The organism is Nocardia africana NBRC 100379 (assembly GCF_001612635.1).
GTDB lineage: Bacteria > Actinomycetota > Actinomycetes > Mycobacteriales > Mycobacteriaceae > Nocardia > Nocardia africana.
In genome coordinates this window covers 547,882-568,369 of record NZ_BDAV01000009.1, presented here as the reverse complement: position 1 = coordinate 568,369, position 20,488 = coordinate 547,882, and the positions used below count along the sequence as shown (strand labels likewise).

21 protein-coding genes and 1 pseudogene are annotated in these 20,488 nt (G+C 70.2%); 12 read left to right on the top strand and 10 right to left on the bottom strand.

Annotated elements, in window-relative coordinates; genetic code table 11:
* Together NA3_RS17135 and NA3_RS17130 are read right to left on the bottom strand one after the other, a co-directional pair.
* Window positions 1–334: NUDIX hydrolase (locus NA3_RS17135; protein WP_157126568.1), on the bottom strand; the 334-nt coding region annotated here is incomplete at its 3' end.
* Window positions 335–397: 63 nt separating this feature from the next.
* Complete coding sequence (locus tag NA3_RS17130) at window positions 398–1,342, bottom strand: NmrA family NAD(P)-binding protein (protein ID WP_062964578.1); 945 nt, start codon at window positions 1,340–1,342, stop codon at window positions 398–400.
* Window positions 1,343–1,434: 92 nt separating this feature from the next.
* Here NA3_RS17130 and NA3_RS17125 point away from each other — a divergent pair, with 92 nt between their 5' ends.
* Window positions 1,435–2,040, top strand: a complete 606-nt coding sequence (locus tag NA3_RS17125; RefSeq protein WP_062964577.1) for a TetR/AcrR family transcriptional regulator — start codon at window positions 1,435–1,437, stop codon at window positions 2,038–2,040.
* Entirely contained in the window at window positions 2,037–2,936 is a 900-nt protein-coding gene (locus tag NA3_RS17120) for a LysR family transcriptional regulator (RefSeq protein ID WP_062964576.1), read from the top strand. The genes NA3_RS17125 and NA3_RS17120 overlap by 4 nt, the downstream gene beginning before the upstream one ends.
* A 3-nt stretch (window positions 2,937–2,939) precedes the next feature.
* Here the strand turns inward: NA3_RS17120 and NA3_RS17115 are convergent, their stop codons facing one another.
* On the bottom strand, window positions 2,940–3,710 hold the full coding sequence (locus NA3_RS17115) for an oxidoreductase (protein ID WP_062964575.1): 771 nt from the start codon (window positions 3,708–3,710) through the stop codon (window positions 2,940–2,942).
* Between the two features lie 392 nt (window positions 3,711–4,102).
* Between NA3_RS17115 and NA3_RS17110 the strand changes: the two genes are divergently transcribed.
* A complete protein-coding gene (locus NA3_RS17110; protein ID WP_062964661.1) occupies window positions 4,103–4,375 on the top strand; it encodes a hypothetical protein in 273 nt (90 codons plus the stop codon).
* A 15-nt stretch (window positions 4,376–4,390) separates the two neighbouring features.
* On the opposite strand, the pseudogene NA3_RS39480 reads toward NA3_RS17110, so the two are convergent.
* Both NA3_RS39480 and NA3_RS17105 read right to left on the bottom strand, forming a co-directional pair.
* Window positions 4,391–4,537 (bottom strand): annotated as a pseudogene (locus NA3_RS39480) (ferredoxin); the annotation flags it as partial.
* Entirely contained in the window at window positions 4,538–4,813 is a 276-nt protein-coding gene (locus NA3_RS17105) for a hypothetical protein (RefSeq protein ID WP_128145290.1), read from the bottom strand. It lies immediately after the preceding pseudogene.
* A 247-nt stretch (window positions 4,814–5,060) separates the two neighbouring features.
* On the opposite strand from NA3_RS17105, the gene NA3_RS17100 reads away from it, so the two are divergent.
* Window positions 5,061–5,801 carry a PP2C family protein-serine/threonine phosphatase gene (locus tag NA3_RS17100; protein WP_062964573.1) on the top strand — a complete coding sequence of 247 codons (741 nt, stop codon included), beginning with the start codon at window positions 5,061–5,063 and terminating at the stop codon, window positions 5,799–5,801.
* Here the strand turns inward: NA3_RS17100 and NA3_RS17095 are convergent.
* Complete coding sequence (locus tag NA3_RS17095) at window positions 5,792–6,886, bottom strand: lycopene cyclase family protein (RefSeq protein ID WP_062964572.1); 1,095 nt, start codon at window positions 6,884–6,886, stop codon at window positions 5,792–5,794. The genes NA3_RS17100 and NA3_RS17095 overlap by 10 nt on opposite strands.
* A gap of 149 nt (window positions 6,887–7,035) precedes the next feature.
* Between NA3_RS17095 and NA3_RS17090 the strand changes: the two genes are divergently transcribed.
* Window positions 7,036–7,896, top strand: coding sequence for a hypothetical protein (locus NA3_RS17090; RefSeq protein WP_128145289.1), 861 nt, complete (start codon window positions 7,036–7,038; stop codon window positions 7,894–7,896).
* 21 nt (window positions 7,897–7,917) lie between these two features.
* Here NA3_RS17090 and NA3_RS17085 read toward each other — a convergent pair whose 3' ends face one another.
* The 3 genes from NA3_RS17085 to NA3_RS17075 all read right to left on the bottom strand — a co-directional run bounded on the left by NA3_RS17085 (window position 7,918) and on the right by NA3_RS17075 (window position 11,121).
* On the bottom strand, window positions 7,918–8,682 hold the full coding sequence (locus NA3_RS17085; RefSeq protein ID WP_062964570.1) for an SDR family oxidoreductase: 765 nt from the start codon (window positions 8,680–8,682) through the stop codon (window positions 7,918–7,920).
* Between the two features lie 11 nt (window positions 8,683–8,693).
* On the bottom strand, window positions 8,694–10,124 hold the full coding sequence (locus tag NA3_RS17080) for a DUF1003 domain-containing protein (protein WP_062964569.1): 1,431 nt from the start codon (window positions 10,122–10,124) through the stop codon (window positions 8,694–8,696).
* A 103-nt stretch (window positions 10,125–10,227) separates the two neighbouring features.
* Window positions 10,228–11,121, bottom strand: a complete 894-nt coding sequence (locus NA3_RS17075) for an alpha/beta fold hydrolase (protein WP_062964568.1) — start codon at window positions 11,119–11,121, stop codon at window positions 10,228–10,230.
* Window positions 11,122–11,190: 69 nt separating this feature from the next.
* On the opposite strand from NA3_RS17075, the gene NA3_RS17070 reads away from it, so the two are divergent.
* The 7 genes from NA3_RS17070 to NA3_RS17040 all read left to right on the top strand — a co-directional run bounded on the left by NA3_RS17070 (window position 11,191) and on the right by NA3_RS17040 (window position 18,716).
* On the top strand, window positions 11,191–13,116 hold the full coding sequence (locus tag NA3_RS17070; protein ID WP_063917557.1) for an AfsR/SARP family transcriptional regulator: 1,926 nt from the start codon (window positions 11,191–11,193) through the stop codon (window positions 13,114–13,116).
* Window positions 13,117–13,146: 30 nt separating this feature from the next.
* Window positions 13,147–13,374 carry a hypothetical protein gene (locus tag NA3_RS17065; RefSeq protein ID WP_062964566.1) on the top strand — a complete coding sequence of 76 codons (228 nt, stop codon included), beginning with the start codon at window positions 13,147–13,149 and terminating at the stop codon, window positions 13,372–13,374.
* 302 nt (window positions 13,375–13,676) lie between these two features.
* Window positions 13,677–14,579 (top strand): SDR family NAD(P)-dependent oxidoreductase, encoded by a 903-nt coding sequence (locus NA3_RS17060; RefSeq protein ID WP_062964660.1) that lies wholly within the window; start codon window positions 13,677–13,679, stop codon window positions 14,577–14,579.
* A gap of 1 nt (window position 14,580) precedes the next feature.
* Window positions 14,581–15,501, top strand: a complete 921-nt coding sequence (locus tag NA3_RS17055) for a ferritin family protein (RefSeq protein WP_062964565.1) — start codon at window positions 14,581–14,583, stop codon at window positions 15,499–15,501.
* Window positions 15,498–17,024 (top strand): flavin-containing monooxygenase, encoded by a 1,527-nt coding sequence (locus NA3_RS17050; protein WP_062964564.1) that lies wholly within the window; start codon window positions 15,498–15,500, stop codon window positions 17,022–17,024. The genes NA3_RS17055 and NA3_RS17050 overlap by 4 nt, the downstream gene beginning before the upstream one ends.
* Before the next feature lie 96 nt (window positions 17,025–17,120).
* Window positions 17,121–17,879: a MerR family transcriptional regulator gene (locus NA3_RS17045; protein ID WP_062964659.1), complete on the top strand. Its 759-nt coding sequence runs from the start codon at window positions 17,121–17,123 to the stop codon at window positions 17,877–17,879.
* Window positions 17,880–18,059: 180 nt separating this feature from the next.
* Window positions 18,060–18,716 carry a TetR/AcrR family transcriptional regulator gene (locus NA3_RS17040; RefSeq protein ID WP_062964563.1) on the top strand — a complete coding sequence of 219 codons (657 nt, stop codon included), beginning with the start codon at window positions 18,060–18,062 and terminating at the stop codon, window positions 18,714–18,716.
* Here NA3_RS17040 and NA3_RS17035 read toward each other — a convergent pair.
* Window positions 18,709–20,307 (bottom strand): GMC oxidoreductase, encoded by a 1,599-nt coding sequence (locus NA3_RS17035; protein WP_062964562.1) that lies wholly within the window; start codon window positions 20,305–20,307, stop codon window positions 18,709–18,711. The two genes, NA3_RS17040 and NA3_RS17035, sit on opposite strands and share 8 nt — an antisense overlap.
* Between the last annotated feature and the right edge of the window lie 181 nt (window positions 20,308–20,488).

Genomic DNA, 20,488 nt, shown 5'->3' with positions numbered 1-20,488 from the left:
GGGTGATCGCGAAGCCGGAGGCCGCCGGGAAGTCGTCGAGCCTGCCGAGGACATCGGTGGGCGAGGCGACCAGGCCGATCTCCTCGTGCAGTTCCCGTAACCCTGCCGCGACAGCGGTCTCGTCGCCGTCGACCCGCCCGCCCGGCAACGCCCACTGCCCCGCGTTGCGGCCGCGATAGGCCCGCTTGATCACGACCACACACGGGTGTCCCTCGTGCTCCAGCACGCACAGCGCGACGCTCGCGCGTCGCATTCCGGGCACGTCCGCGACCGTTCGAAACTCGAACTCGCGCAAGCGCGCCGCGGCGAGTTCCCGGAAATCCTGCACACTCATACCTCGATGGTGTCAGTACCGGCCCCGGCGTGCACCGAGCGCACGGCAACCGATGCCCGCCTGCTACCCGCTCGCCGACGCGGTGTGCAGGTGCGTGCGCGCCCACTGCTCGAAGCTGGTGAGGGAAATGCCGAGGGCTCTGGCGTAGTCGGGGCGACCGGGCTGGCCGGCCACGTTCAGCCATTCGAGCGCGGCGCCCATGGGCGGCATACCGGCAGCCACAGCCTGTGTGACGGTCATGTTCGGAGCCTCCACGGGAACGCCGAGCGCGCGGGACAGGGTGGCTGCGATCTCGATCATCGACAGGTAGTCGCTCGCCAGCTCGAGTTCGACGCGGTCGAATCGTCCGGGGTCGGTGATCGCCGCGGCGGCCGCGCGGCCGATGTCGGCGACCGCGACCAGGGACAGCCGGGTCTGCGGCGCCAGGACGCTCACCAGCCCGCCCTCGACTCCGCGGGGAAACATGTACCGCATGGACGGCAGGAAGTTCTCCATGAAGGTGCCGGGTTTCAACAAGGTCCAGCGCGGGAACCCGGCTGCGCGCAACGCATCCTGGACCGCGGCCTTGGCTGTCAGAGAGTTTTCGACGGCCCACCGGCCGGGAGCCCAGCCGGGAACTTCGGTGTGCTGACCGGCGCCGCTCACCGAGGTGTGCACGAACTGGGAGACCCCCGCGACCCGTGCGCCCTCGATCAGATGGACGCCTTGGGTGACCTCGCCGTCGAAGTCGAAGCCGGCCTCGGTGATGGCGGGCATCTGCACGGAGAACACCGCGCGGGCGCCCTCGGCCGCGCGAATCACCGATTCCCGGTCGCGTAGATCGCCGGTCACCAGTTCGGCTCCGAGTGATTCGATCTCCTTGGCGCGCACGGTGTTTCGGTCGCGCACCAGAGCGCGGACGGGTACGCCCGCCGCGAGCAGTGCGCGGGCGGTGGCGCCGCCCTGCCTTCCGGTGGCGCCGGTGACCAGGACGGGGGCCGAAGCTGTGGACTTCGAAGCTGCGGACATGGTGCACCCTTCGCTAAACGGCGGGGCCCGCCGTTTCTGTTTTCGGCTACGATATGGCGGGGCCCGCCGTTTAGCAACCGGGAGGTGACGCGATGCCCGAGCGCCGACGCGCTGATGCTCGCCGCAACTACGCACGGGTGCTCGCGGTCGCCGAGAAGGAAGTCGCGGCGCACGGAGCCGGGGCATCGCTCGAACAGATCGCGCGCGTGGCGGGAGTCGGTTCGGCGACGGTGCGGCGGCACTTTCCCACCCGCCGCGCGCTGCTGGAAGCGGTGTCGCGCACCAGGATCGACGCGCTGTGCGCCCGCGCGCACGAACTCGCCGACGCCGAGGACAGCCGCGGCGCCTTGCTGGACTGGTTGCGCGATGTCGTCGCCTACTGTGTCGGTGCCCGCGGGCTGGCGGCCGCGTTGTCCTACGACAGCGCCGGATCCGATCCGGTGCACGACAACAGCTGTGCGGCGGCGCTGGAAGAAGCGGGCGAGCCGCTGCTGCGCCGCGCCGCCCGGGAAGGCGTGGTCGCGACCGCGTTCACGGTGGGGGACCTGATCACCCTGATCGTGGGGATCGCCCTGGCGACCGAACACGGCGCCGACCCCGCCGCACAGGCGGACCGGTTGTTCGGGCTGGTCGTCGCGGGCCTGAGCCCGCAGCAGGCGACCGCCGACGTCTTCTCGGTGGAGGCGGACGAACGATGAGCCTGCGGCAATTCGAGTACGCCCTCGCCGTCGCCGAGGAGGGATCGGTCACGGCCGCCGCCGAGCGCCTGCACGTCGCCCAGCCGTCGATGTCGCAGCAGATCCGCGCCCTGGAGCGCGAGCTCGGCGTGACGCTGTTCGACCGCACGCCGACCGGGCTGGTGCCCACGGTGGTCGGCCGCGCCTTCCTGCGGGATGCCGAGCTGGCGGTGAACGCGGCACGGCGGGCGCGAGCAACCGCACGCGCCGGCGGCGATGATCTGGTCGGTGAACTCGTGGTGGCAGCGCAGATGGGGCTGGGCACACGACAGCTGCCGAACGCGCTGGGCGTCCTGCGCCGCCGGTTCCCGCGGATGGCGGTGACCGTGTTCGAGGAGCCGAATCCCGCCGAGCTCGAGCGGCTCGCGCGCCGGGGTGTGCTGGACCTCGCGCTGATGGCAGGGCCGTGCGGTGAGGGCCGGTACATCGGTCACCACCTCGGCGACGAGGGGTTTTTCGTGGTTCTCGCGGAGGGACACCCGCTTCTCACCGCGGATCGGATCGAGTTGCGTGATCTGGAGCGCGAACCGTGGGTGCGGTTCGATCAGGACGGCGCGCTCGACGGTCTGCTCCGAAATGTGTTGCAAGACAACGGTATCACGCCCGCCACCGTCGCCCGGGTATCGCAGACGGCGACCGCGGTGCGCTGGGCCGCCCAGGGGCTCGGGGTCACGCTCGTGCCGGCCTCGGCGGTGCCGCACGACTATTGCCATCTCGCACGCCCGGTGTCGCCGGGCGTCTATCAGCCCGTCGTCGCCGCGGTCCGGCCCGGCGCGGGCCCCGCGGAGACGGCTCTGCTGGAACTGCTGCGCCGCGAGACCTGGTGCCGGACCGCTCATGCCGCGCCGGCGGCGTGACGGTCACCGCTTCGGGAATTCGCCGCCGTCGACGACGAGCCCGGTGCCGGTCAGCCAGCCGGCCCGATCGGATACCAGGAACAATACCGCCTCGGCGATATCGTCCGGCCGGCCGTCGCGCCCCAGCGGAACGGTCGCAGTGGCGCCGTCTGCGCCGGTGCTCAGCTGCGCCCACTGATCGCGCGTCGCCTCGCCGCCGGGAGTCGCGGTCCGGCCGGGAGATACGGTGTTGACCCGGATTCCGAACGGGGCCAGCTCGGCGGCCAGCCCGCGACTGTAATTCTCCAGTGCCGCCTTGGCGGCGGTGTAGTGCAGGAACGGGGCGAACGCGACAGGCACCGCCGCCGACGAGATGTGCACGATGGCGCCCGCGCCGCGTTCCCGCATCCCGGGTGTCAGCAGCGCGTCCAGCCGCACCGCGGCGAGCAGATTCAGCTCCAGCGCGTCCTGCCACTCCTCGTCGGGAATGGCCGAACTACTCGCGAACGGGCGTGCGCCACCGGCGTTGTGCACGACGATGTCGACGCCGCCGAGAGTCTGCTGCGCGGCCCCGGCGAGCGCCTCGGCTCCCGCCCGGGTGCGCACGTCGGCCGGTACGAACCCGGCGCCCTCGGGTGCCGTGCCCGTGGCCGACCTGGCGGTCGTGAGCACCTCGGCACCGGCGGCCAGCAGTCCACGCACGACGGCCGCGCCGATGCCGCGCGTGCCACCGGTCACCAGTGCGCGTTTACCCGCGAGGTCGCTCGTGCGGGATCCGTCCTCGATCGTGGTCATACCACCGATCCTCTCGAATTCGTGATGTGTGGTGCACCGCGAAACACGCTGTGCGACAGGCACTTCGGAAAGTCGCGAGGCGTGTCTCGCCGGGTCGTTTCACGGTAGGCCCGGGGGTCTGCGAGAGGCAAAGACGGAATCCGAGCAGGCGGCATAGGGAACTCCTATACCGTCCCCGGCGTCCGGAAAGCCGCTGCGTACCAGGGATCGCCGCCGGCCGGCCCGGGAACCGTTCCTCGCCGAGCCGGCCCGCCCGGTACGTCGGGCATGGTTTGCCGGATGCGGCGGTGGTCAACACTATGTTTCGGCTCGTCGGACCGGTTCCGGCGGGCCGTCATTGCTGTTTGCCGTCGGAAATCGACCTGCGCCACACCGGCGCAGAAGGAGGATACGTGCGCATCATCACCACCGGTCTCACCGCCGCGGCGTTGACCGTCGCCGCAGTGGCGGGGGCCGGCGTCGCTGCGGCCGATGACGATTCGGGGCTCAACCCGCCCAAGGAGATCATCACCGTGGATATCAACCTCCTCGGATGTTCGATCGGCGCCGGACTCGGCGCGCAGCTCGTTCCCACGCTGAGCGCCGGCGGGTTCGGTGGTCCGGTGGGCATCGACGGGGGATTGGCCTCGCGGTTGCGGAGCGCCGGCTGCCTGCCCTGGCGCTGAGGGCGCGAATTATTCGGTAGCGCTGTCGATTTCGGTGATGGCGTGTACCGGGCAGTCCAGCAGTGCCCGGTACGCGCCGTCGCGATCCGGGGCGGGACGACACCGTCACCCTCCATACGCGCATAGCCCCCAGTCGTCGAGGGAGAAGTACGTCGGCGCGTGTTACGGCGCCCATCTCGGGCTCACCATCAACGTGGTGAGGAATTGCGCGCCGCCGATAATCGCGGTCGTCGTCGGCACCGTCCCGCAGGCCGAGGCGAACTCCTCGAGGTGGGCGCGGCGGTGTTTGGGACCGGTACTCCGCTGGATGCGCGAGATTCGCGCGCTCACCGCGCGGGTGGCGGGCACGGCCGAGAGATGGCCGCGACCGACCGCACGGCGCAGGTCACGGCCGGGCGAAGCGCCGGCGTCGCAGCGGTCACGGACGCGCTCGCCCATCCGATCGAGGGCGGGCAATCGGGGCATTTCGGGCGCTGATCGTGGCCGATGCGCGCCCCGGAGGTGCGCCGGACGGCGGCCTGTAATGAACTCGTGCCCGTTTTCACAGGTTGAGCACGGTCCCGGCTGACATAGTCTGAGCAGGCGAGTTCTGTTCGGGGCAGTTTCGGCGCCGGTCGCGGTCCACGCGATCGCCGGTGAGAACGAACGGAACCGCAGTCGGCAGGGGCAGTCGAGGAGGTCGGCCGTGCACACAGCGGTGACGACGGCAATCACACGGCGTGAGTTGATGCGGCTCACGGGAATCACAGCGCATTCGGTCAGCCGCCGCGGCGGCCGGTCGCTCAATGCCGACGCGGTGTCGGGCTATATCGACTCCGCGGTCGGACGCAGCGCCTTCGCCGTGGCCGACGGCATCGGCGATCATCTGCTGGCCGCGCGGGCGGCGCGCACCGTGGCGCAGGTCGCGGCGCGGGTCGCCGTCGGTGGTAGTGCGGCCGCCGGAATCCTTGCCGCCCAACAGCAATTGCTGCGCGAATTCCCCGAGCCCTCCGCCGACAGCGTGGTGGTCGTGGCCGTATGCCCGACACCGGACCGCATCGACGGACCCTGTGATATCGCCTGGGTCGGCGACTGCCGGGCCTACCACTGGAACGGGCGAGTGCTGCATCAGATCACCAGCGACCACACCGTCGCGGAGATGATGAACGCGCGCGGTGTCGCCGTCGCGCCCCGGATGCACCATATGGTGACCACCTCCGCGCGGACCGTGCGGCCGGACGCGGTGGGTCACGGCATCACCGGCACGGGCACCGGCCGCTGGCTGCTGAGCACGGACGGGGTGCACAAGACCCTGCCGATGACCGAGATCAAGCAGATCCTCGCCGACGCCGACTCCGCGTCGAGCGCCGCGGACGCCCTGGTCGAGGCGGCGATCACGGCGGGCGCCACCGACAACACCACCGCCCTGGTCTTCGATCACGGCTGACCGGCGGGCACCGCCTCGCGCCCGGCGCCCGGCGCAGCGGCCGCGGCAAGAATCCGGCGTAGCGGCCACGGGAGTTCGCGAAACAGCGCGATCATGGCGGCGGTGGTGCCGCGCAGATCGGTGCGGCCGGACAGATAAGCACGCTGCAGGGCCGGAGGCAAGGCGAAGAAGGCGTCGAAGAACACCGGCAACTCGTGCGGCGGCAACGCGAGCAGCGCCCGCAGACCGGCCCTGCGCAGGGCATACACCAGGCGCGCCGAGACCGGCCAGAGGCTCTGCCCGGTGGCGACGGCGTCGGCCGCGGCGAGTGTGGCGCCGACGCTGTATCCCGTCGCCGGATGCAGCAGTCCGCCCGCCGCGCCGAATGCGCCGTCGCGCGCCCGGCCGCCCTCGACCGGGAAGCGCACCCGTTCGACCGGTGCGTCCGTCCCGAATTCGATTCCCCGGCAGCGCAATCGGTGTTCCAGGCGACGCCGCAGCTCGTCGAGGCCGATCGCCGGCCGCCCGGCCAGGCAGGTCTCCTCGAACAGCACCCGGCCACCGCCCAGCGGGATCGTGTACAGAAAGGAGGCCGGTTCGCCGGCGTCGGCGCCGTTGTCCCGGGACCAGTCCATGAAGTAGGCCGGTTCGCGATCACGGTGCAGCACAACGCCATAGGCGGTCTGCTCGGCTCGGCGCACGTCACGGGCCAGGCCGCGGGCGTCGACCACGCGGTGCGCGGGCAGTGTCCGGCCCGAGGTCAGCCGCACCTGCTCGCCTCGCCCGATCTCCAGCACCCGATCGGCGACTACCCGCACCCCGGACAGGTCCAGAGCGTCCTGCAGCGCGGCGGTGCCGAAAACCTGGTAGGCGCGGGCGATCTCGACTTCGCGCGTACCGCGGGCGAGCGGGCGCTCGATCGTCGCGGCCACGACCCGGTCCGGCAGCCAGTCCGGTACTTCGTCGGCCCAGGTGGCGTAGGTCGCGGGCCAGCGGCGCCACGGATGCGGATCGATCGCGGTCACGGCGAGTCCGTGGACGGCCGCGCGATGCGCCAGCGCCCGCCCGGCCGGACCGAGCCCGCAGACGATGAGATCGGCACTCATGCCGCCATTGCAGCAGATCGGCCGGGCGCGGTGTGCCCGCCCGTCGCATCACGGCGGGTGTGTCGGGTCCGGTAGGGTCGACCCACGATGCCCGGGGGGAGACCACGACCGCGGAGGGCGCTGCCCCGGGACGCGGAAGGTGGCAGCAGATGACGTATCCCCCCGGATCCGGGCCGTACGGCTACGGCCCGCAACAACCCCACGACGCGGGGTGGGGGCGCGACCCGAACCAGCCCGGTTCGGGCTGGGACGCGGCACCGGGCGGGTGGGAGACGCCGGCGTGGGATCAGCAGATGCCCGCGCCGAACTGGGGACAGCCCGCTCCCGGCGGCTATCCGACTCCGCCGCCGCCCAAGAACAACAGCGGACTCATCGTCGGCATCGTCTTCGGCGTGATCGCGCTGCTGGTGATCGCGGGCGGCATCGTCGTGGTCGCGACCCGCGATTCCGGCGGTGACGACCGGGCCGCCGGAACCAGTACGCCCGCGCTCGTCCCCGCCACCACCGACGCCCGGACCACCACCGCGGCCCCGACCACCAGCGCGAGTCCCGGCACCTCCGGCCACCTGAGCTATCGGGAATACGGGCACGACTGGAACTTCAAGGCCGGCGATGTGGAATTGCACGCCGACTGGGTCGAGGGCCGCGACCATCCCAGCTGCGCCGATATCGAGGTCGGCGGCAAACTCACGTCGCTGGGCTGCCAGTATGCGGCGGAGATGGTGTACAAGGCCGAGGGCGGTTCCCTGATGCTGACTCAATTCGTCGTCGGCATGTCGAGCAGCCAGAAGGCCGCGGCCGCACCGGACGCGTACACCGACGACGATCTGAAGCTGCGGCCCGGCACCTACATCTCGAACTTCGCGACCGGCAAGTGGAAGGACGACGCCGAGAAGGAGTTCCTGGTCATCACCTTCGCCACCGCCACCAGCTCGGTGGACGAGGGCACCGTGAAGAAGTACCTGAAGTACCGGCACGAGGACATCCTCGGCGCCCTCGCCTTCCGCTGACGGGATGTGCGGTCGCCCGGTTCAGATACCGCCGGTCGCGAGCAGGCCGCCGTCGACCCGCACCACCTCGCCGGTGATCCACGCGGCCTGATCGGAGACCAGGAACCCGACCAGTGCGGCCACGTCCTCGGGCGTGCCCAGGCGCCGCAGCGGATAGGTCGCGGCCACGGCCTCCTCGTTGTCGGTGACCAGCGCGTCGGCGAATTTCGTCTTGACCACGCCCGGTGCGACGGCGTTGACCCGGATCGACGGACCCAGCTGCCAGGCCAGTTCCTCGGTGAGCCGGATGAGGGCCGCCTTGGACGCGCCGTAGGCGGCGATCACACCCGTCGAGCGGATACCGGCCACACTCGCCAGGTTCACCACCGCGCCGCCGTGCTCACCCATCCACGCCCGATAGGCCTGCTGCACATAGCCCAGCGCCGCGACCACGTTGACGTCGAAGATCTTGCGCACCGCCCCGAGATCGGCCTCCATCAGCGACCCGTAGACGGGGTTGATGCCGGTGTTGTTGATCAGGATGTCCAAGGATCCGAATTCGGCGACGGCGGTGTCCACCTGCTCGGCGCGCGCCGCCTCGTCACCCGAATTGCCCGCCAGCGCGACGACGGTGCCCGAATGGCCCAGCGCCCGCAACCGGTCGGCCGCCTCGGCCAGCGGTTCCGGTTTGCGGGCGGTGATCAGCACGTTCGCCCCGCGCCGCAGCAGTTCCGCCGCCACCGCGTATCCGATACCGCGACTCGCCCCGCTGACCAGCGCACCCTTGCCCAACAGATCCTCACTCATGGGTCGCGACCTTACGTCAGGCGGGCGCGGGCACCGCCGCGGACCCGGGGCGGGGTGCTGCGCAGCACCTGGAAGCCGGCGCTGGAGACCATCACCGGGATGCGCCGGGCGGCCTGCAGGTAGCGGATGCGCGCGGACCGGGGCAGGTCCGGCCAGGGCAGCGGTTCGGCGTCGTCGGGATCGGGATGGGCGGCTCCGCCGAGCAGGGCGCGCCGATCGGCGATCCGGCGTTCGTAGTCGAGGCGGGCGAGCAGCCCGATCTCGTCGTCGTCGAAGGTCACCGCGAAGGCCGGATCGAAGGCGGGCACCATGAAGCAGCCGATCGCGGCCAGATCCTCCCCGATACCGCGGGCCTGCTGGCGATAGGCCCGGCGGTCCTGTTCGCTGAGCTCGTTCCAGTGGCGCAGGGCGGCGGCGTCGGCCGGCGCCTCACCGGTGGTCATGACGGTGTGGGCGCGGGCCTGGTGGTCGACCCGTTCGCTGGTTTCGTGCAGCGCCCGCCCGAGCTGTTCGCTGACCCGGTCGGTGACGTAACCGGTGAGGCTGTCGATGACGCGGTCCTGGGCGGTGAGCCGCGCCTTCATCCGCCGGCATTCGTGCAGCACCGCCTGCGCGTCGAGGAAGGTCTGCTCGGAGCGGCGGTCACCGGTGCGCCCGAGCACGTCCTGACCGACCATGATCACGATCATGAACACCAGTTGCGCGAGCGTGGACAGAAACGCCATGAAGGCGAACGGGTAGGGGTCGACGCGCTGAATTCCGGCCTGCGCCAGCACAACCCAGAGAATCTGCGAACCGAGCGCGAGATAGAAGCCCCAGACGCTGCCCAGCCGCTCGGTCAGCCACACCGCGATCCGGTCGTTGGTGCTGACCGCCTGGTCGGCGGCCTGCGGCGGTGACTGCACCCGATGCCGTTCGATCCACGGATGCGGCGTCGACTCGAGCAGGCTCAGGCCCCGGCTGAGCGCGCGGTCGTGGTGGTCCAGATGCGCCTGCAGATCCGCGACCTGGGCGAAGATCGCCTCGGTGTTCTCGTAGGTCTGCACCGACCGGCGGTCGGCGGCGGCACTGAGCACCCGCTGGCCCACCAGGATCACCAGACACAGAATCAGCTGCGCGACGTTGTCGACGAACAGCAGGAACGGAAACGGATACGGGTCCACCGAGCGCAACGGCCCCCAGGTCGCCAGCGCCATCCAGATGCTGAACCCGATCAGCACCAGATACAGCGCGGGCATCGATCCGATCCAGCGGGTGAGGACGGCGGCGACCGCATCGTTGACGCCGAGGCGTTCGTCGGCCATCGTCACCGCACCGGTGTGCGCAGCGAAACCGGCGCCGGGGTCGAAACCGGCGCCGGCGGGCGCATTCGCTCTCGCGCCGTCGTGGGTGTCCGGTTCGGCGCCGCCGTGGATCTCCCCGGCCCGGCTGTCGCTGCTCACTTGCACGGCCCCCTCACCTGCACTCGTCCGACACCGCGCACTGTACGTGCCCGATATGGTCGGCGCGCGTCCGAATCCGGCGCCGGCCGCCGGGCTCTGCGCGTCAGGCCGAGGGGGTCCGGCGCAGCAGGTCGGTGATCACCCCGACCACTTCCTCCGGCGCTTCCTCGGCCATGAAGTGCCCCAGCGCGAGCGTGCGGTGGTCGAGATCGGTGGCCCACTCGCGCCATACCGCGGCCGCGTCGTATCCGAGTTCGGCGCCCCAATCCTGCTGAATCACGGTGACGGGCATGGTGAGTCGCCTGCCGGCGGCGCGGTCGGCCCGATCGTGGTCGAGATCGACGGTGGCCGAGGCGCGGTAGTCGGCGACGATCGAGTCGACCGCGTCGGCGCACGCCCGCAGATACTCCGCGCGGATATCCGCGGGAATCGCCTCGGGGCGCAGGCACCAGGCGTCGAGAAAATGGCCGAAGAAGTCGTCGGCGCTCGCGCGGATCATGCGCTCGGGCAGCCCGGGCGGCTGGGCCATCAGATACAGATGGAACGCGACCGCGGCGGTGTGGCCGTGCAGGACATCCCACATGGCCGCCGTCGGCAGCACGTCCAAAACCGCCACGTGGGAGATGCGATCCGGCCGGTCGAGTCCGGTGCGAATCGCCACCAGCGCGCCGCGGTCGTGGCCGGCCAGCGCGAAGCGATCGAATCCGAAGTGGTCGGCCAGCGCGATCACATCGGAGGCCATGGTGCGTTTGGCATAGGTGCCGGGATCGGCGGCGACCGGTTTGCCGCTGTCGCCGTAGCCGCGCAGGTCCGGGCACAGCACCGTGTGCTCGCGCGCCAGCGCGGGTGCGACGTGCCGCCACATCAGATGTGTCTGCGGGAAGCCGTGCAGCAGCACGATCGGAGTTCCGGAGCCGGCGTGCGCCACGGACAACGCGACATCCTCGGCGACCGGAACGCGGTCGTAGTCGAAACCGAGGACGGTGGGTGCGGACATGCGGTGAGGTTCCCTTCTCTAGGCTGGTTCGGTGCGTGATCAATGCTCGGCGGCGGGAATGAGCAACCGATGAGTGCGCAGCTCACCGGCCCCGATGCGGCACCCTCGGCCGGTGTCCTGGGCCCGGTGCGCGCCGTCGCCGCCGACGGGACGCCGCTGCCGCTGCACGGACCCCGGCACGCCGAGGTGCTGGCCCGCCTGATCGCCGCGGGAGGACGGGTGGTGCCGGTGCCGACCTTGGGGGCCGACCTGTGGGAGGACCCGCCGCCGGGCGCGGTCGCCGCCGTGCGCACCTTCGTCGCCGCATTGCGGCGTGCGCTGGAACCCGGCCGCGCGCCGCGCACCCGTTCCCGGGTGATCGTCACCGAGGGCTCCGGATACCGGCTGGTGCTGCCCCGCGACCACGTCGACGCCTGGTACTTCGACGATCTGATCCGCGCGGCGGCGAATCAGGCCGGGCCGCAGCGGATCGAGACGCTGGAAACGGCCCTCGCGCTCTGGCGCGGAGACGCCTACGACGACTACCGGTGGGCGAACGGCGAGATCGCGAAGCTCGGTGAACTGCGTTCGGCGGCAGTGGAAATGCTCGCGGAGGCGCGGATCCGGCAGGGGCGGCCGGAACAGGCCGTCGCCGAACTCGAACCGTATCTGCACGAGCATCCCGCACGCGAACGCGCCTGGCTGCTGCAGGCGCGCGGACTGTGGCAGGCCGGGCGGCGGGAGGATGCGTTGGCGGCACTGCGGCGCGCCCGCACCCGGCTCGGCTCGGAAGCCGGATTGGATCCCAGCGCCGAACTGATCGCCCTCGAACGCGAAATCCTCACCGGCGAACAAGAATTCGGCGAGCACCGATTGTGGCGGGAGACCGTCGCCGCCTACGGCGCCACCGGCCCCCGCAGCCGCATCACCTCCTCCGCCGATCTGCTGCGCGGCCTGGCGCTCACCGATGCGACCGGCCTGACTTCCGCCCAGGACCGCCGGGCGCACGCGATCGACGACCTGCTCGCGATCGACGATCCCGAACTCACGGCCACCGCGCTGACCCGCATGGAGGTACCCGGGGTCTGGTCGGTGCTCGATGATCCGGCCCGGTCGGCGCGCGTGGCCGAGGCCGCGCGCGTCACCCTCGAACGCTTGGACACCGAGGCCGCGCCCGCGCTCCGCGCCCGGTTGCTCGCGCTGTTCGCCATCGAAACCCGGGGCCGCCGTGGCGGTTCCGGCGCCGAGGCCGCGCGGGCGGCCGAACTCATGGCCCGCGACCTGGGTGACCCGGCCGTGCTCGTGCTCGCTCTCGATGCCCGATTCCTGCAGTCCTTCCACACCCCGGGCCGGTGGCCGCTGCGGGCACGGCTCGCGGGGGAGCTGATCACGGTGTCGCGCCGGCACGACCTGTCGACCTACCTGATCCTGGGGCATCTGATCGCGCTGCAGGCGGCGGCCGCGGTGGGCGATGTGGCCGCCGCCGACGAGCATGCCGCCGCGGCCGACCGGCTCGCGGTGCGCTACGAGCGCGACCTGGTCGGGGTCTTCACGACCTGGTATCGCGCGCTGCGCACCGTCCTCACCGACCGGCCGGAGCCGGAAGTGGCAGACGCCTACGAACGCGCACTCGCCACCCTGCCGGGCTGCGGAATGCCCGGTGTCGCAGCCGGTCTCGCGCCGCTGACCCGCTTGTGCCTCGCGCTGCGGGAAGGCCGGGACCCGGCCGACTTCGCCAACGACGACTTCGGGCCGAACGCCCCCTACGTCGCCGCCCTGCTCCGGCCCGAGCGCGCCCACGAGCTGCTGCACGCGGCGCCGGCACCGCCGCCGGACCACCTGGCCGAATTACGTTGGGCGCTAGTGGGAATCGCCGCCGACCGATGCGCGGACCGGAGTACCGCGAGTCAGGTGCGTCGCGTCCTGTCTCCGGCGCGCGGCGAAGTGCTCGGCGCCGGAACCGGCATGCTGAGTCTCGGTCCGGCCGCCGCGTTCCTCGATCGTTCGGCGCCGTAACGAAACATCCGGCGTTGCGATCCCTCGGATGTGAGTATCAACGGCCTCTCGGCCGCCCAGCAGCGCGCCGCGTTGCGCCGCCTGGTGGTGGCCTTCGGTGAACTGAACACCATCGTCGAACTCGCCGCGGGCGAGGCCTCTCCGGACTTGCGTGAACATGCCGAAATCGCGCGGGACATGCTCGGCGCCCTGGTCACGGAGGTGGCGCAGCCCTCCCGGGACCGTCGATGCTATCTGCCATTGACAAATGGCACATAGGTAGCTGATGCTCGATACATGGAGACGAGAAGGTCAACGGAGACCTCGCCGTCGGCCACCGCACCGGTCCTGTCGTCACCGTCGCCGCGTGCGCGGCCGGCGCTGACCCCGGGGCGGTACGGGGGACGGCCGATCAACTGCCTGCTGCCGGGAACCCCTGTGACACAAGCCTGTTCGCGTTCGCTGCGCGCGGAACGGGTGGACGCGGCCGCCTTCATCTCCCGCGTACTCGCGCTATCCCGTGCGGCACAACCGGTATCGAGTGCCCGAGAGGCGGGATGGTGATGTGGATCGTGGACGCGATGTCGGGGGCCAACGCGGCGCTGCGGTCGGTGATCGGCGGCGACCGCAGCACCTACGACGCGAAGGCCGTCGTCACCGGAGCCGGCAGCGGAATCGGGCGTGCCTTCGCTCTCGAGCTGGCCCGGCGCGGGGGCGAGGTGATCTGTGCGGATATCGACCTCGGTCGCGCCGAGGAGACGGTCGCGCTCATCGATCGGACCCACGGCCGCCGCGCGCACGCCTTTCGTTGCGACGTGGCCCAGCGCGCGGAGATGGAATCGCTGGCGCTGCACAGCGCCTCGATCTTCGGCGGCCCGCCGACTCTGGTGATCAACAACGCCGGTGTCGGCATCGGTGGAAAGCCGGTGGGCGACATCGGATTCGAGGACTGGCAGTGGGCGCTGGGCATCAACCTGTGGGGTGTGGTGCACGGATGCGAACTGTTCGTGCCGCAGCTACGCCGCGCCGGCCGCGGCGGCATCATCAATGTGGCCTCGGCGGCCGGATTCGCCGCCGCACCCGCGATGGCGCCGTACAACGTGTCCAAGGCGGGCGTGGTGTCGCTGTCGGAAACCCTCGCCGCCGAACTGTCGGGCACCGGCGTCACCGTGACGGTGCTGTGCCCGACCTTCGTGCGCACCAACGTCGCCCGCGACGGCCGCATCACCGCCGGCTCGGCCCGGCTGGCCACCGAACTGATGCGCTGGACCGGCTTCTCGCCCGACCACGTCGCGCGCATCACCCTCGACGCCCACGAGCGCGGCCGCCTGCATGTGCTGCCGCAGCTCGACGCTGTGGTCGTCTGGCATCTCAAACGGCACTTCCCGGCCACCTACACCCGCGCCCTCGGCGTGCTGAATCGGTTTCTGCCGCAAGCGGACTCGATTCCGGCATCGGCCGGCGGCGAGAAGACAGGAGTCTGACATGTCCTTCGACTTCGACGATATGCTGGCCAAGATCAAGTCCCGGCAGTGGGCGCTGGCCGATATCGACTGGGACGCACCGGGCGCGGAACTGATCGACTCCGACCTGCATGCCAAGCTGACGCCGTTCATGGCGGATCTGATGTGGATCGAGAACGTCGGCGCACGCGGCTTCGCGGCGATGGCGAAGAAGGCCCCGACGCAGACGCTGCGCGAGATCTACCGGTACTTCCACGCCGAGGAACAACGCCACGCCAATGCCGAACTGGCCCTGATGCGGCGCTGGGGCATGCTCGACGGCGACGAGATCCCCGAACCGAATATCAACGTCAAGCTGGTCATCGACTTCCTCGACAAATACGCCGACGGCATGTCGCTGTCGTTTCTGGGCACGGTGATCCCGATGCTGGAGGTGGCGCTCGACGGCGCGCTGATCAAATTCGTCACCGACGAGATCGCCGATCCGGTCGCCCAGGAGGTGTTCCGCAAGATCAACTCCGACGAGTCCCGGCATCTGGCCACCGATTACGCGGTGATGGAACTGCTCGGGCACTCCACCGTCCGCAAACTCGCGATCGATCTGGTCGGGGGCTGGATGAAGCCGTCGCTGATGATCGGTGTGCTCAGCTATGTGCCGCTGCTGAACAAGATGCGCGACAACATCGTCGCGATGGGCGTCGACGAGGACAAACTGTATGCCGCGATGCGCCGGTTCAAGGCGGTCGGGGAGCGCACGCCCGTGGTGAACCGGGTGCCGATGTACCGGATCGTCAAGATGCACAGCGACTGGGTGGTCAACCGCGACCACCCCTACCACCTGCTGGCCGACGTGCTGGTGAAGGTGACCGCCCGCATCCCCGACCGGGTGCTGCCCCCGCAGCCGACCTGGTCGAAGGAACTGACCTACGAGCCGGTCGCATGAATACGGGCCGATACACCGTGTTGGACGTCGCGATCGTCGGCGCCGGATTCGCCGGCATCGGCGCCGCGATCCGGTTGCGGCAGCGCGGGATCACGAATATCGCGATCTTCGAACGGGACCGGCGAGTGGGCGGCACCTGGCGCGACAACACCTATCCGGGTGCGGCCTGCGATATTCCGTCGCGGCTGTACTCCTACAGTTTCGCGCCGAATCCGGAGTGGTCGCAGACCTATTCCGGCAGTGCGGAAATCCTCGGCTACATCGATGCGATGGTCGAGAAGTTCGCGCTCGGCGCATCGATTCGCTTCGGGCACAACGTATCCGGATTGGCCTACGACGAGGCGGCGGGGGAATGGGAGATCGCCTTCGACGCCGGCCGCACGCCGGTGCGGGCCCGTTCGGTGGTCGTCGCGTCCGGGCCGCTGGCCAATGCGAGCCTGCCGGACATCCCGGGCCGCGACAGCTACGAGGGTCATATGATCCACTCCGCCCGCTGGGATCACGACTACGACTTCACCGGCAAGAAGGTGGCCGTGGTCGGCACCGGCGCCAGTGCGGTGCAGATCGTCCCGGAACTGGTCGAACGCGCGGGATCGGTGAAGGTGTTCCAGCGCACGCCGGGCTGGGTCCTGCCGCGGATCAACCGGCACACCACCGGCCTGACCCGGCAGCTGTACCGGCACCTGCCGCTCACCGAGCAGCTCGCCCGCCAGGCCTGGTTCTGGGGGCACGAATCGGTCGCGCTGGGCGTGGTGTGGAATACGCCGCTGACCCGGATCGTGGAATCCGTGGCGCTGGCCCATCTGCACAGCCAGGTCCGCGACCCGTGGTTGCGGCGGCAGCTGACCCCCGACTTCCGGGCCGGATGCAAGCGGCTGCTGATGAGCAGCGACTACTACCCGGCGCTGCAGCGCGACAACTGCACGCTGGTCACCTGGCCGATCACGGGAATGTCGCCGGCCGGCATCCGCACCGCCGAGGGGATCGAGCACCGCTTCGACTGCATCGTGTTCGCCACCGGATTCGAGGTGTCGAAGGCGCGCGCGCCGATCCCGATCACCGGCCGGGGCGGGCGGGTACTGGATGACGAATGGCGCAGGGGCGCATACGCGTACAAGAGTGTGACGGTCGCCGGCTATCCGAATCTGTTCTTCACCTTCGGACCCAATTCCGGCCCGGGGCACAATTCGGCGCTGGTGTACATGGAGGCCCAGATCGACTATCTCGCCGCGGCGATCGGCATGCTGCTCGAGCGGAATCTGCATTCGCTCGAGGTGCGCCGCGACCGGCAGGACCGCTACAACCACCGGCTGCAGCGGCGGCTGCGGGCGACCACCTGGAACTCCGGGTGCCGTAGCTGGTATCTGACCGAGGACGGATTCAACGCGACCATGTTCCCGGGCTTCGGCAGCCAGTTCACCGGTCAGCTCGCCACCCTCGATCCGCACGACTATGTGCTGATCCCCGGGCGGGGCGGCGGCCGCGCGCCCGTCGCCGATCGGACGGTGACCTCGTTGGGTTAATGTCGACACGATGCGTCGCGCCCGAGCTGGTCACACGGGCCGGGGGGTGTGACGCGGGTCGGCGTCCGGCACGAGGAAAGGGTGGGCGAGAACGGGATGGCGGAGTACCGCATCGATGAACTCGCCCGTGCCGCAGGCACAACCAGCCGCAACGTGCGCGCCTACCAGGAACGCGGTCTGCTGCCGCCGCCGGTGCGCCGGATCGGGCGCGCGCTGATCTACGACGATTCCCATCTGGAGCGCCTGAAAATCATCGACGTCCTGTTGCAGCGGGGGTTCACCACCGCCCATATCGCCGATTTCATCACCGGCTGGGAAACGGGTAAGGACCTCACCGAGATCCTGGGGCTGCAGCATGCGGTCACCGCCGCATGGGGGCAGCAGGACGAGACGTTGCAGGTACCGCGGGAGTTGATCGACACCTTCCTCGGCGAGGAGGCGGCCGATCCGGAGATCCTGAAACATCTCGCCGAACTCGGGCTGGCCCGGATCAGCGCGGAGACAGTCGAATTCACCGATCCGCAGTTGCTGGAGACGTTCGCCGAACTGCACGGCTACGGGTTCCGGCTGGGCCGGCTGGCCGATCTGCAGGCGGCCGTCGCCGGCCGACTCGACGAGATCGCCCACGACATGATGTCGGTCGCCAAACAACATATCGTCGATGCGCACGGCCCCGGCTGGCTGCCCGACACCGACGAGGAAATCACCGAAACCGCCAAGATGCTCACTCACCTACGGGGCCTCGCCGTCACCGCGGTGAACAACACCCTGGCGCGCTCGCTGGATCGGGTGCTGCGGGAGGAGCTGGGCGACTACCTCGCCGAGGCCGTGGACCGGCGCGCCACGGAGCGCTGACCGTTCCGCGAGACTTCACGACGCGTCGCACGACGCTGGGCGATCGCGCCGCGATGCCGAGCGTAGCCGCTTTTCGCGACCGGAGAGAATAGTTTGGGATCTTTCCCGGTCTCGGCGGGACCGTCCGCCGGGCTACGATCGACGATCGGTCCTCGGGCGAAGACCAGGCAGGAGTGAGTGATGGCGTCGAAGGCCGCCGGGCAGCGTCGCCGGCCCACCCAGGAGCGAGCCAAGGCGACCCGGGAGCACATCCTCGACACCGCCGCCCGGCTGTTCGGCGAGCGCGGGATCGCCAACACCTCGACCAACCGGATCGCCGCCGACGCGGGCATGAGTATCGGCACCGTGTACCGCTACTTCTCCGACCGCACCGTCATCGTCGAGGAGCTGCTCGCACGACTGCTCGAGAACATCGAGAAGCGTGCCACCGAAAGCATCTTCGACCGCTCGGACGCCTCGATGCACGAGTTGACCGCGCGCCTGCTGAACTCGATCGCCGAGGAGCTGGTGGCCAACGCGCTGCTGGTCCGCGCGCTGGTCGCCGGGGTGCAGTTCTACAGCAGCGGCATCCCGGAGTTCGAACCGCGGTTGCGGCTGCTGATCAAGGTGCTGCTGATCCAGGTACTCGGGCCCGGTGACGATCACGAATACGACGTGATGACGTTCGTGATGATAAACACCGGCTTCTCCGCGGTGCTGCGGGCGTCGGCCATCGAATTCGACGAGCGGCAGCGTCGCGAGGCCATCGATATGACGGCGCACATGATCGGCGACTGGATCGAGGCCGAGGCCGCGCGGCGCAGCGGCGCCGGGGCGCCGGTGCCTCGCCTCAGATGACCGTGCCGATATCGGTGGCGACGATGCGGTCGAGCGCCCGTTCGGCGACGGCGGCGATGGTCATCGACGGATTGCAGGCCGCGGTACTGCCCGGAATCAGGGCGCCGTCGAGGACGTAGAGACCGCGCGTGCCGTGGACCCGGCCCTCCAGGTCGCAGACCGTGCCCATCGGCGCGCCGCCGAGCGGATGCCACGTGCTCGGGGCCGCGGCGTTGGTGTCGAGCACCGTACTCCCGGGTCCCGCGATGGCGTGGACGCGAGCGGCGATGCGCTGCTGCAGTGCGGCGTCGGCATCCGCGGGCCAGTGCAGTGTCGCGTCGTCGGTGGCCGCGTCGTAGGCGAGATGCCCACGGCCGTCGGTGATTCCGAAACCGACCAGCATGGTCGAATGCGCGTCGACACCGGCCGGCGGGATCGAGGCCTGGATCACGGTGTTGGCGACGGCCGGGTCGTCCCACTCCTTGCTGCCGTAGACCACCGGCCCGCCCTGCGCGGTGCCGAAATCGTCGGTCGCGCTGGTCCAGGTGAAGATCCGGTCGCCGTTGTTGCCCCACTGACCTCCGAGTCCGTCGGGCAGATCCGGGATCTGTCCCTTGGCGCCCGCCCGCAGCAACAGCTTGGTGGTGTTGATGCTGCCCGCGGCCATGATCAGTGCTTGCGATGTGAGGACGAGTTGTTCGACGACCTGTCCGGCGGTGTCGATCCGGTCGACGCTGATCTGCCAGCGACCGTCGCGCGTCCGCGCCACATCGGTGACCTCGTGCTGGGTTCGCACGCCGGCGCGGCCGGTGGCCTCGGCGCGGGCCAGGTAGGTGACATCGACGGAGTGTTTGCCGCCGTTGTTCACCCCGAGAGCGCAGTCGCCGTTGATGTAGGACGGTTTCATCTCGCCGCGCACCTCGCGCAGCGCGAAGCTCCAGTCGATCGGCATCGGGATCTTCGACAGCTCGTAGCCGGCCGCGCCGACGTTGCGCGCGAACGCGCGGGAGGGCAGATAGGTGGGGCTGTCGATCAGTTCGTCGGGCGCGACACCGGCACCCAGCATGCGTGCCACCCGCGGGTAGTGCTCGCGCGCCATCAGCGCGTAGTCGAGTTCGGCGGGGAAGACCGCGGAGAAGGTCGCCTCGGTGGGCTGCAACGTCATGCCCTGGTAGACCAGCGAGCCACCGCCGACGCCCGCGGCGCAGACCGCCGTCATATTCTCTCCGACGACGGCCTCCAGCAGGCCGGTGTAGGGCTCGACCGCCACCGGCACACCCAGCACCTCGGGGGCGGACCGGTACCAGAGCATGCGCTTGTCGGGGCGCGTCGGATGCGGGAAGGTGTCGGCATTCGGACCGGTGGGCCAGCGCATCCCGCGTTCGAGGACCAGGACGTCGACGCCGGCCTCGGCCAGCCGCAGCGCGCTGACGCCACCCCCGAATCCGGACCCGATGATGACGACGCGATGGTCTTCCCTCGTCAGCGGGACGGCCGTGCGCCGTCTCCCCGTGGTCATCCAGGGCTGGGCGCTCGCGGTGGCCGCGGTGGCCAGCGTCAGTCCGGCGGTGGTGGCGCCGAGCAGAAAGGAGCGTCGCTTCATCGGGGGCATGCACTCTCCATCAAGACTTCCAGGCAACATCGGTCGCGAGGTTCGCTCCGGACGCGAAAGCAGGGTGCGTTCCGGACGAGTACGACCGAATCCAACCGGACAATGGTCTCCGGTTGTTAGGGCAGTGTGTACGACCCGGCCGGTGTCGTCAACTGCAACCTGTTTCATTCCGTGTCGCGGG